Annotated in this window: 5 protein-coding genes; all 5 read left to right on the top strand. The window is 50.0% G+C overall.

The window, feature by feature from the left end; all coding sequences use genetic code 11:
* Nucleotides 1–20 precede the first annotated feature (20 nt).
* The 5 genes from QUB77_RS16340 (at nucleotide 21) to QUB77_RS16320 (ending at nucleotide 12818) form a co-directional block, all read left to right on the top strand.
* Nucleotides 21–4757, top strand: a complete 4737-nt coding sequence (locus QUB77_RS16340; protein ID WP_333174129.1) for an amino acid adenylation domain-containing protein — start codon at nucleotides 21–23, stop codon at nucleotides 4755–4757.
* 1 nt (nucleotide 4758) lies between these two features.
* Nucleotides 4759–8034, top strand: a complete 3276-nt coding sequence (locus QUB77_RS16335; protein ID WP_333174131.1) for an amino acid adenylation domain-containing protein — start codon at nucleotides 4759–4761, stop codon at nucleotides 8032–8034.
* A 244-nt stretch (nucleotides 8035–8278) separates the two neighbouring features.
* Nucleotides 8279–9967, top strand: coding sequence for a pyridoxal-dependent aspartate 1-decarboxylase PanP (panP, locus tag QUB77_RS16330; RefSeq protein WP_333174133.1), 1689 nt, complete (start codon nucleotides 8279–8281; stop codon nucleotides 9965–9967).
* Nucleotides 9954–11498 (top strand): condensation domain-containing protein, encoded by a 1545-nt coding sequence (locus tag QUB77_RS16325; protein WP_333174136.1) that lies wholly within the window; start codon nucleotides 9954–9956, stop codon nucleotides 11496–11498. Before panP ends, QUB77_RS16325 begins: the two co-directional genes overlap by 14 nt.
* 264 nt (nucleotides 11499–11762) lie before the next feature.
* Nucleotides 11763–12818 carry a TauD/TfdA family dioxygenase gene (locus QUB77_RS16320; RefSeq protein WP_333174139.1) on the top strand — a complete coding sequence of 352 codons (1056 nt, stop codon included), beginning with the start codon at nucleotides 11763–11765 and terminating at the stop codon, nucleotides 12816–12818.
* Nucleotides 12819–12825 lie beyond the last annotated feature (7 nt).

Here is a 12825-nt window from a genome sequence, read left to right as displayed (position 1 = left end):
TCAACATTAATCAGGGTCAAATGAGCTATTTGAAACTATCTGCAAAAAAACGCGCATTGCTGGAAGTGATGCTGCGAGAAAAGGGGGTAGAATCCTCAAGCGATCGCAGAATTCCTAGGAGGAAAGAAGGCGACTCAATCCCCTTGTCTTTCGCCCAGCAACGGCTGTGGTTTTTCGACCAGTTCGAGGCGGGAAAATCTTTCTACAATCTCCCAGGCGCTATCCGGCTCAAAGGCAAATTAAATGTAGCCGTGTTGGAGCAAACTTTCAACGAAATCGTCAACCGGCACGAAGCTTTGCGATCGACTTTTACTGAGGTTCAGGGACAGCCCGTTCAAGTCATTGCTCCCCCTGTTTCTCGCCTGCGGCTGCCAGTAATAGACCTGCGAGAACTGCCCCAGAGCGATCGAGAGGCAGCCGTAAAGCAGCTATCTGCAAAGGAAGCGCAACAGCCCTTTGACTTGGAACGAGGCTTCTTGCTGCGAACATCTTTGCTACAGCTTAGCGAAGAAGAATACGTCCTACTGCTGACGATGCACCACATCGTTTCAGATGGCTGGTCGATAGGAGTGCTGGCGCGGGAACTGGCGGCAATTTACGAAGCCTTATCCGCCGGGAACCAACCCCAGCTTCCAGAACTTCCCGTGCAGTATGCCGACTTTGCGATCTGGCAGCGCCACTGGCTCAGCGGCGAAGTGCTGCAAACTCAGCTTGCGTACTGGAAGCAACAGTTGGAGGGAGCGCCTCCCTTGCTGGAACTGCCAGCCGATCGACCCCGACCTCCAATTCAGACATCCGAAGGCGCAACCCAGTCGCTATTGCTGTCTTTCGAGCTGACAGCCGCCCTCAAAAACCTCAGCCAGCGGGAGGACGTTACCCTGTTTATGACGCTGCTGGCGGCATTTAAAACGCTGCTTTACCGCTATACAGGGCGGACAGACTTGCTAGTCGGGTCGCCGATCGCCAACCGCAACCGCGCGGAAATTGAAGGGCTCATTGGCGTATTCGTCAATACCCTGGTGTTGCGGACTGACGTTTCCGGCGATCCTACTTTTCGAGAATTGCTTCAACGCTTGCGCGAGGTGACTTTGGGAGCCTACGCCCACCAAGACTTGCCATTTGAGAAACTGGTTGAGGAACTGCAACCCGAGCGCAGTCTGAGTTATAACCCGGTATTTCAGGTTATGTTCCAGTTGCGGAACAACCCCATGCCGCCCTTGGAGCTGCCCGGATTGACTTTAAGTCTGCTCCAGGTAGAAACGAATACGACTCAGTGTGATTTGAGCTTGGATTTAGAAGAAGTCGGGGAAAGGCTGCAAGCCTCCGTGGAATACAGCACGGATTTGTTCGATCGCGCCACCATTACCCGGATGCTCGGACACCTGCAAACCTTGTTGGAAGGTATCGCCGCTAATCCACAGCAGCGCCTCTCCAGCTTGCCGCTGCTGACTGCTGCCGAAAAGCAGCAATTGCTGGAGTGGAATAACACCAATACGGGTTATTTGCCGAACCAGTGTCCGCAGGATCTGTTTGAAAAACAGGCAGAGCAAACCCCCGACGCCCCGGCTGCAGTCTTTGACAACCAGCAGCTAACCTACCGACAGCTCAACGCCAAGGCAAACCAAATCGCGCATTACTTGCAAAAGTTGGGAGCAAGGAAAGAGGTGCTGGTGGGCGTTTGCGCCGATCGCTCTCTAGAGGCGATCGCGGCTTTTCTGGGCGTCCTCAAAGCAGGTGCAGCCTACCTGCCCCTAGACCCCGCTTACCCGCCGCAGCGCTTGGCTTATATGCTCGAAGACGCCCAGGCACCACTGCTGCTGACGCAACAACACCTGTTAAACAAGCTCCCCCCGCACTCCTGCAAAGTTGTTTGTTTGGACGCAGACTGGGAGCAAGTTGCCCTGGAGAGCGAAGAAAACCCCTCTAACACAGCCACGCCTGAAAACCTCGCTTACGTTACCTACACATCGGGTTCTACTGGACGCTCTAAAGGGGTGGCAGTCAATCGCAGCAGTCTGGTAAATGCCTATTTAGGCTGGGAAACCGCTTATGAGCTTCGCTCTGGGGTAACATCTCACCTCCAGATGGCCAGCTTCTCCTTCGACGTTTTTAGCGGTGACTTGATGCGATCGCTGTGTTCTGGCGGCAAACTGGTGCTGTGCGATCGCGATTTGCTGCTCGCGCCGCAGGAACTCTACGAACTGATGCGGCAGCAAAAGATCGACTTTGCCGAATTCGTTCCCGCCGTCTTGAGGAACCTGATCCAGTACCTAGAAGAGAGCGGACAGCGGCTCGACTTTATGAAAATCGTCGTCTGCGGCTCAGACAGTTGGTATGGCTCGGAATATGAAAAATTCCGGCAATTTTGCGGCCCAGAAACTCGGTTGATTAACTCGTTTGGCATCACTGAAGCCACCATCGACAGTTGCTATTTTGAAAGCGCGACGGGAAATTTAGCGGGCGAGCAGTTAGTGCCCATCGGACGGCCCTTTCCCAACACCCAGCTTTACATCTTAGACGCTTCCTTGCAGCCCGTGCCGATCGGTGTTCCCGGAGAACTGCACGTCGCCGGTGCTGGCGTAGCGCGCGGCTATCTCAACCGCCCCGAATTAACCGCCCAGAAATTCATTGCCAACCCCTTCTGCGAAGAAATTTCTGCTTTCGGGTATTCAAATCGCCTTTACAAAACTGGGGATTTAGCTCGCTACTTGCCAGACGGCAATATCGAGCTAATTGGTCGCATTGACAATCAGGTGAAAATTCGCGGGTTCCGCATCGAACTGGCAGAGATTGAGGCAGCGCTGTCCCAGCATCCTGCAGTGCGGGAAAGTGCGGTTTTGGTGTGGGAAGGCGATCGCCAGCGTCTCGTTGCTTACGTCGTCCCCGACGCCCGAGAGCAAAATTCTTCACTGTCTTCTAGCGAGTTGCGCCAGTTCCTGCAAGAACGCTTGCCAGAGTATATGGTGCCGTCTGCCTTCGTCTTGCTGGAGAAACTGCCTTTAACGCCTAACGGCAAGCTCGATCGGGCGGCGCTGCCAGCGCCCGACTTGACGCGATCCGACTTGGAAGCAGCTTTCGCGGCTCCTTCCAGCAGCGTCGAGGAGCAACTCGCGAGTATTTGGGCGCAGGTACTCGGTATCGATCGAGTGGGCACGCGCGACAACTTCTTCGAGTTGGGCGGTGATTCGATTCTCAGCATCCAAATCGTCGCCAAAGCCAATCAAGCGGGGATTCAACTGACTCCCAAACTGCTATTCCAACACCAGACGATCGCGGAACTGGCAGCCGCCGCTGGCACTGTCGAGGCTGTGCAAGCCGAGCAAAAACCGGTGACGGGCGCGGTGCCCCTGACTCCCGTGCAGCAGTGGTTCTTTGAAGAAAATTTTGCCTGTGGGCACCACTGGAACCAAGCCGTGATGTTGGAAGTGCGGCAACCCATCGAAGGAGCGCTGCTGGAGCGAGCGATCGCGCAACTTCTGACGCACCACGACGCTCTGCGCCTGCGCTTTGCCTCCGGCGAATCTGGCTGGCAGCAGTTCAATGCCGAACCGGGGGGAGCCGTGCCGTTTGAAAAATTAGATTTATCTAATTTATTGACAAATGAGCAAAATTGTGCTATATCGTCTAAGGCGGATGAAGTACAGGCAAGCTTAAACCTGTCAGAAGGGCCGATCGCGCGCGCTGTTCTGTTCGATCTGGGGCCGCAGCAACCTTCGCGCCTGCTAATAGTTATCCACCACTTAGCTGTCGATGGCGTGTCGTGGCGAATTTTGCTGGAAGACTTGCAAATTGCCTGCGAACAGTTGAGCAGGGGTGAAGCAATAGCGCTGCCGCCGAAGACGACATCTTTCAAACAGTGGGCACAGCGGCTGGTTGAATACGGTCAGTCAGAAGCGTTGCACCAAGAATTCGATTACTGGCTGGCACACCTGCAAAAGCCGATTTCTTCGCTGCCCGTAGATTTCGCTGGGGGAAGCAATGCGGTAGCGCAGTCGCGCATCGTGTCGGTGGCGATCGCAGCAGAAGACACTAACGTCTTGCTGCACGAAGTTCCCAAAGTCTACCGAACCCAAATTAACGACGTGCTGCTGGCAGCACTGACCTGGGCGTTTGCCCAGTGGACGGGAGAACGCTCGCTGCTGGTTGATTTAGACGGGCACGGGCGGGAAGATATCTTCCCAGATGCAGACGTTTCGCGGACTGTGGGTTGGTTTACTTCCGTGTTTCCGGTACTGCTGTCGATCGGCGAGGCTTCCACTCCCGCAGATGGCTTAAAGGCTGTCAAAGAACAGTTGCGCGCCATCCCGAATCGCGGTATCGGTTACGGGTTGCTGCGATATCTCGCTGGCGGCGAAATGTCCCAGAAACTGAGCTCGCTCCCCACCGCCGAGGTGAGTTTCAATTACTTCGGACAATTCGATCAAGTTCTCCCTGAATCATCTTTATTTGCCCTGTCTGGGGAATCGGTCGGGCAGACTTTTAGCCCCGAAGGAAACCGCAGCTATTTGATAGAAATTAACGGATTTGTTGCGGGCGGGCAGTTGCGAATGGATTGGACTTACAGCGAGGAAATTCACCGAACTTCTACGGTGGAGAATTTAGCGCAAAAATTTGCCGAAGCCCTGCGATCGATCGCCCTGGCTTCCCAGGAACCTGAAGCAGTCGGCTGCACTCCCTCTGACTTTGCAGAATTCAAGTGGAGCCAGTGGACGCAAAACGACCTAGAAGACATTCTTTCAGCAATTGGAAAAGTTTGAAATGAGCAAAGCAAACGTTGAAGATTTTTACCCCCTCTCGCCTATGCAGCAGGGGATGCTCTTTCACACCCTCTACTCTCCCAACTCAGGAGTTTATTTCGAGCAATTAACTTGCACGCTTCGCAAACTGGCGAACGCGCAGGCATTCAAGCAGGCGTGGCAGCAGGTGACCGATCGACATCCCATCTTGCGAACTTCCTTTGTCTGGGAAGGCCTCAAAGAACCCGTTCAGGTCGTACACAGGCAAGTCCAACTGCCTTGGGAGGAGTTCGATTGGCAAGATCTCGCGCCCGCAGCACAGCAACAGCAGCTAGAAACCTTTCTCAAAAGCGATCGCGATCGGGGTTTCGATATGCGACAACCGCCGTTGATGCGGATGACTCTGATCAAACTGGCAAAAGATACTTATTATTTCATCTGGAGCCACCACCACCTGCTGCTAGATGGCTGGTCTAGCCCCGCCATCCTCACAGAAGTCTTTGATTTTTACCAAGCCGAACTCAACGGCGAGCAATTATCCTTGCCACGCCCGCGCCCCTATCGCGACTACATTGTTTGGATACAGCAGCAGAATTTGTCTGAGGCTGAGTCGTTTTGGCGGCAGCGCCTCCAAGGCTTTACCGCACCCACGCCGCTGCCAATTGAGCGGGGTTTTGGCGACGCTGCGCCAGAAGAAAGCGATCGCGAACAGCAAATCCTGCTGCCTGTAGCGACAACAGCAGCGCTGCGATCGTTAGCTCGGCAGCAGCAATTGACGCTGAACACTCTAGTGCAAGGAGCCTGGGGGCTGCTTCTGAGTCGCTACAGTGGCGAGGAAGACGTTATTTTTGGCACGGTTGTCTCCGGTCGTCCACCAGACTTGGCGGGAGTAGAATCGATGGTGGGGCTGTTCGTCAACACCCAGCCCGCGCGCGTCAAGATTCGCCCAAAAGACTCGCTGCTGTCTTGGCTCAAACAGTTGCAGGACGGACAAATAGAGGCGCGACAGTACGAATACAGCCCCTTGGTAGAGGTGCAGCGGTGGAGCGAAGTGCCGCGCGGGCTGCCTTTGTTTGACACGCTGGTAGTTTTTGAGAACTATCCCTTAGAGTCTTCTTTGCAGAAGCGGGTTCAAAACCTGGAAATAGAAAGCGTTCTTTCTTTTGAAAAGACGAACTATGCTCTAACGCTGACGGTGGTGCCGGGTGAGGAGTTGGCGCTCAAAATTGGTTACAATAGCAACCGCTTTGAGAACAGTGCGATCGCGAAGATGCTCGGACACCTGCAAACTTTACTCGAAGGAATGACTGCAAATCCTGAGCGGAAACTCTCAGAATTGCCCGTATTGAGCGCCGCCGAACGCCAGCAATTACTTGTCCAGTGGAACGACACTCAAGCGGATTACCCCAAAAATTCCTCAATTCATGAATTATTTGCAGCGCAAACAGAGCGAAGCCCAGATGCAGTGGCTGCAATTTGCGGAAATGAACAATTGACTTATAGCGAATTGAATGCCAAAGCCAACCAAATCGCGCATTACCTGCAATCTCTAGGTGTAAAACCCGAAGTTTTGGTGGGAATTTGTTTAGAGCGATCGCTGTCGATGCTGGTGGCCATTTTGGGCATTTTAAAAGTCGGTGCCGCTTACGTTCCTGTCGATCCTGCTTATCCCCAAGAACGCCGATCGTTCATGCTGGCCGACGCACAAGTTCCGGTGCTTTTGACTCAAAAAAACCTCCTAGAAACCCTCCCCGAACACAGCGCTAAAGTCGTCTGTATCGACGCTGAATGGCAGGAAATTTCCCGCCAGAGCGATCGCAGCCCCGCTGTTAAAGTGGAAGCCGAAAACCTCGCTTACGTCCTATACACTTCCGGCTCGACTGGCACTCCCAAAGGCGTACTCGGCACCCACCGAGGCACAGTAAATCGCTGTTTTTGGAACCCCTACCCTTTTAGCGAAGAAGATATTTGCTGTCAAAAAACATCCTTAAATTTTGTCGATTCGGTTTGGGAAATCTTTGCTCCTTTGCTGCATGGGTTGCCCACAGTGATTATTCCCGATCGAGCCGTCAAAGATATTAACCAATTCCTTCAAACCTTATCCAAGCAAAATGTAACGCGACTGGTGTTAGTTCCTTCTTTGTTGCGCGCTATCTTAGATTCCTTCCCTGATTTAGACAGGCGTTTGCCTCAATTAAAGTATTGGATTTGCAGCGGAGAAACTCTGCCGGTGGAACTTTGCCAGCAATTTCTAGAGCAAATGCCCCAACGGGTATTAATCAATCTTTATGGATCTTCGGAAGTAGCTGCGGACGTGACGTGGTACAATGCAACTCATTGTGTCGAGAAAGTTCCAATTGGTCGCCCGATCGCCAACACGCAAATTTATCTGCTCGATCGCAATTTGCAACCCGTTCCCATAGGAATTCCCGGCGAGATTTACGTCGGCGGCGATGGATTGGCACAGGGCTACTTAAACCGCCCCGACTTAACCTCGGAAAAATTCATTTCTAACCCGTTTGGGCAAGAAAAATTAGATTTTCTCAGTAATTCTAATCAAAAAGTTTTGTTCAAAACAGGCGATATCGGTTGTTACCTGCCGGATGGTAATATAGAATTTCTGGGCCGTGGCGATTGCCAAGTCAAAATTCGCGGTTTCCGCATCGAACTCGGAGAAATAGAGGCAGCACTTTCTCAATATTCTTCTGTGTCCACCGCTGCTGTTTTGCTTCAGGAAAATACACCGGGCAGCCAACGCCTAGTCGCTTACCTAGTTCCTAACTCTGGGTTCAGAAATCCGCACCCAGAACTTATTTCCGAACTGCGTTCATTCTTGAAGCACAAACTGCCCGATTACATGGTGCCTTCAGCTTTTGTGCTATTAGATGCCCTGCCATTAACGCCCAACGGAAAAATTGACCGCCTCGCCTTATCTCAAAGGTGCGATTACGTTTCTGATGAAACAGCTTTCACTGAGCCACAAACGCCCACAGAGAAAGAAATTTCTGAGATTTGGACTGCTCTTTTAGGGCTAGAAAAAGTAGGAACTAACCAAAACTTTTTTGACCTCGGCGGTCACTCTCTGATGGCAACACAGTTAATATCGCGAGTGCGATCGTGCTTTGGGGTAGAGTTAGCGCTGTGCGATTTCTTTGCCGCTCCCACCATTGAGAATTTAGCTGAACTAATCGAGGAAGAAATTCTGGCAAACGCCGATTCTAACCAGATAGATAAATTGCTCGATCTCTTAGAAAAGAGTGATGGAGAGTCAGCACAAACGGTGATGCTGACTGAGTAAATATCGGGTTGTTCAGTTGACAGTTGACAGTTGACAGTTGACAGTTGACAGTTGACCGCGGGGCGACCTCTACCTGGAATTCCGAGGATTGGAGTAATGAATAGTCTTCTTTTAATTTCTCCCTGCAAGGCTTGGGGCTTTAAACCAATTCTTTCTGGTCAAAAAGCACAAAAAGCCCTTTTCCTTTAAGGTTTATATGGGAAATAGGAGACAAAAAAAGCCCACTTAAGAGGATTGATTCGGAATGAGTAAACTAACAGTACAAATCAAAGATTGTCAAGATGTAATGCAGCCCTTAAAAGCCTGTGTTACCCCACTTGAAGAAAAGTTAATGGAGCTATTCAGTGCGTCAGAAAAGTCATTTTTGGCAGAAGAAGCAATGGAGGAGCGAATTTCTGCCCTAGTTCAAGACTTTTTGTACGCAAAAACCGCTAGTACAGATATTGACTTAGAGTTAATTATTCAGGAGTTTAGGGAAAACAAAATTCCCGCCCTTCCTACAGATGTTGGGAATTATATCGATGATTTGGCCCAAACCCTCGTTGCCCATTCCATTCACACTTCTTCCCCCCGATATATCGGTCACATGACGAGCGCACTTCCCTATTTTGTGCGCCCCATCGCGAAGCTGTTAACCGCGATGAATCAAAATTTGGTCAAGATGGAAACTGCCAAAGTTTTAAGCCCCTGCGAGCGCCAGACTTTGGCAATGATGCACCGATTAATTTACGATTTTTCTGAGGATTTTTATAACCAGCACATTCAAAAAAGTGACAGCACGCTCGGTATCATGACAACGGGCGGCACCCTCGCTAATATCACAGCCCTGTGGTGCGCTCGCAACGCTTCTTTAGGGCCAAAAAATAACTTTAGTGGCATTGAAAAAGAAGGCTTGTACGCAGCTTTAGAGTTTTACGGCTACAAGGGAATGGTGATAATCGGCTCCAATTTGATGCACTATTCTTTTGAAAAGGCTGCCGGTTTATTAGGCATTGGCGATCGCAATCTCCTAAAAATTCCCACCGATTCCAATCACCGCATGGATTTGGCAGCGCTGCGCCAAACTGTAGCCGAATGTCGCGATCGCAACCTGCACATTCTGGCAATTATCGGTATTGCAGGCAGCACCGATTCGGGAAGTATCGATCCGCTTCCAGAAATAGCCGCGATCGCCCAAGAAGCAAACGCTCACTTTCACGTCGATGCCGCTTGGGGCGGCCCCGTGCTTTTTTCCGAACGTCACCGGCACAAATTCGCAGGCATTGAACTAGCAGATTCCGTCACCATAGATGGACACAAACAAATGTATTTGCCAATGGGAATCGGTGTGGTTTTATTCCGCAATCCCCAAACCGCCAAAGTTATTGAAAAACACGCGCCCTACACAGTGCGAAAAGACTCCATCGATCTAGGCAAGCGCTCTCTCGAAGGCTCTCGGCCAGGTGCGAGTTTGTTCTTGCAAGCCGCCTTCAACATCATCGGCCATCAAGGCTATGAATTTTTGATAGATGCAGGCATCCATAAAACGCAGCACTTCGCCAATTTAATTCGGGAAAATCCAGAATTTGAATTGCTGCTAGAACCAGAAATTAATATTCTTTTATACCGCTACATTCCAGAAACCTTCAGGGAAAAAGCAGCCAAAAAACAACTAGCCGAAGCAGACAACCACTTCATTAATCAATTTAACGAGCGCCTTCAGGAGGCCCAGCGGCGAGCCGGTCACACCTTCGTATCGCGAACAACCCTGCAAAACACCTGTTATGGCAAAACGATTCCCATTGTTGCTTTTCGAGTCGTCCTTGCCAACCCCCTCACCACTGAAGCAGATATCAACGTTGTTTTAAACGACCAGCTAAAAATAGCAGCAAAGCTTTCCTTAACTATCACAAACAGCGACCACTGCGAGGAGGTGAATTATGATGTCTACTAATCGTTCAGAACGACTGAAAAACCTCTCGCCCCAGAAGCGAGCGCTCCTCCTCAAAGCATTGGGCAAAGAGGCAGTACAGGCTGAGCAATCTCAGCGCATTCCCAGGCGATCGCAGCAAAATTCGGCTCCCCTTTCTTTTGCCCAGCAACGGCTGTGGTTTCTCGATCGATTGTCTCCCGAAAACCCTGCCTACAACCTTCCTGCTGCTGTGCGTTTGCAAGGACAATTGAATTTGTCGGCACTGCAACAAACACTCAATGAAATTGTCAGGCGTCACGAAGTTTTACGGACTGCTTTTGCAGAAGTGGACGGGGAACCTGTTCAAGTGATTTCTCCTTCCTTGGATTTCGCTTTGTCGGTGGTAAACTTGCAACATTTAGCAGAAACTGAGCAGCAAGCTGAAATAGAGCAGCGTACTCTTGAAGAAGCCCAACGCCCCTTTGACTTAACGCGAGATCCCTTACTGCGGGGCACTCTGCTGCAACTTAGTCCGGCAGAATATGTGTTGCTGCTGACGATACACCACATTATTTCTGATGGTTGGTCTATGGGGGTATTGGTGCGAGAAGTAGCCGCACTTTATGAAGCTTTTTCAACTGACAAACCCTCCCCGCTGCCTGAACTTCCCGTGCAGTATGCGGACTTCGCCAGTTGGCAGCGGCAGCATTTCCAGGGAGAGAAATTAGAAAAACAGCTCGCTTATTGGAAACAGCAATTGGGTGGCACTTTAGCTGTGCTGTCAACAGATAAGCAGCGCTCTCCCGTGCAAAGTTTTCGAGGAGCGCAGCAATCTTTTGTTATTTCTGCTTCTTTAACTGAAAGGCTGAAAACGCTCGCCCCGCAACAAGATGTCACCCTATTTATGACGTTTTTGGCAGCATTTCAATCCTTGCTATCCTGCCAATTAAAGCAAGATAACCTCGCTATTGGCTCTCCTATTGCCAACCGCAACCTCCTTGAATTAGAGGAATTAATTGGATTTTTTGTCAATACTTTAGTGCTACGAATTGACACCGCAGGTAATCCAACTTTCCGCGAACTGCTCGCTCGAACACGCGAGGTAGCGTTAGCAGCTTACGCTCACCCGGATGTTCCTTTGGAAAAGCTCGTCGTGGAATTGCAGCCAGAGCGCAATCTCAGCTATAACCCGCTTTTTCAAGTGTGGTTTGTACTCCAGAATGCACCCATGCCACCCCTGAAATTAGGCGATTTGACTTTGACCGTTCTGGAATTCGATGTCGGTATGTCGAGACACGACTTAAGCCTCACTCTCTGGGAGATTTCAGAAGGAATTCAAGGCTTATTTGAGTACAAAACAGACTTATTTGAGGCTGCGACTGTTGCCCGAATCGTGAGAGGTTTTCAAACCGTTCTCAACCAGGTAGTTATCCAGCCAGATATCAGGCTCGACGAGTTGGCAGAAATTCTTGCCGAAGCAGAAAGGCAGCACCAAATTGAGCAGGAAAAACAAATTCATCTTTCGGGAATTCAAAAATTTAAAATGGCTAAACGCAAAGTTATGAAAAGTTGAAAATGATGGCTCATATCAAATCTGTTAGCATCGAATTATTCCTATCTCTCTTCTCGACATCTGCGTTAATCAGCGTCAATCCCTTGTTATCGGCGGTGAAGAATTTCTCTTTTTTTGACCGCAGATACAGGCAGATTAACACAGATTAACGCAGATGAATTAGATGGATTCCGGTTGCACCATCTGTGATTGTTGACTGTTGACTGAATTTTACTATGCCGATGCTACCGGAAAAGGGATAAAATCCTCACCCAACCAAAAACTATGACAAATACAGAAACAAAGAATTTCAATTCCCAAAAGTTAGGATTAGTTAGGCGCAAAGCCGTCAGCCTGTCCTCAGAGGAATTAGTCAAAACCGCCTACCTCCAGCCCCAAAACCTTCTACCTCTAGTTGTTCAGCCAACAGGAGAAAAATTAAATCTCGCAGGTTGGGCACTGAACAATCGCTCATCAATTGAAACGCAGTTATGGAAGCATGGAGGAATACTTTTTCGAGGTTTTGAAGTCGGGGGGGTGAACGGTTTCGAGCAGTTTATTCAAACTCTTGCTGGTGACTTGTTGGAATATTCTTTTCGCTCGACTCCGCGCAGTCAGGTGAGCGGAAATATCTACACTTCCACCGAGTATCCTGCCGAGCAATTCATCCCGTTGCACAATGAAATGGCTTATTCTCGCAATTGGCCGCTGAAAATCGCTTTTTTCTGCGTCAAGAAAGCCGAACACGGAGGAGAAACTCCGATCGCTAACAGCCGCAAAGTGTTTGAAAGCCTGGATTCAAAGATTAGAGAAAAGTTTGCCCAAAAAAAGGTAATGTATGTGCGAAATTACGGCGGTGGCGTAGATTTACCCTGGCAAAATGTCTTCAATACTGATAGCAAAATTGAGGTAGAAGAGTATTGCAAAAAAGCGGGAATTGAGTTAGAATGGAAAAGTGGCGATCGCTTGAGAACTCGGCAAATATGTCAAGCTGTCGCGGAACACCCAAAAACGCAGGAAATGGTGTGGTTTAATCAAGCTCACCTCTTCCACATTTCTAATCTCGAACCCGCCGTTCGCAAAGAGCTTTTAACTTCTTTTAAACAGGAAGATTTACCCCGCAATGCTTATTACGGCGATGGCTCGCCCATTGAAGATTTTATATTAGACGAAATTCGTCGCTGCTATCAGCAAGAAACGATTGTTTTCCCTTGGGAAGAAGGAGATGTCTTGCTGTTAGATAATATGCTAGTCGCGCACGGACGCACGCCATTTTCGGGTTCGCGTCGGGTTGTTGTCGGTATGGCAGAAGCGTTTAGCTGTCAAGATAAGGCTTATTAAAGGAACT

Origin of the sequence: Microcoleus sp. AT9b-C3 (assembly GCF_036705485.1) — a bacterium.
Taxonomy (GTDB): domain Bacteria; phylum Cyanobacteriota; class Cyanobacteriia; order Cyanobacteriales; family Microcoleaceae; genus Microcoleus.
The sequence above is the reverse complement of the archived record's forward strand: the minus strand, read 5'-3'. Positions and strand labels throughout refer to the sequence as shown.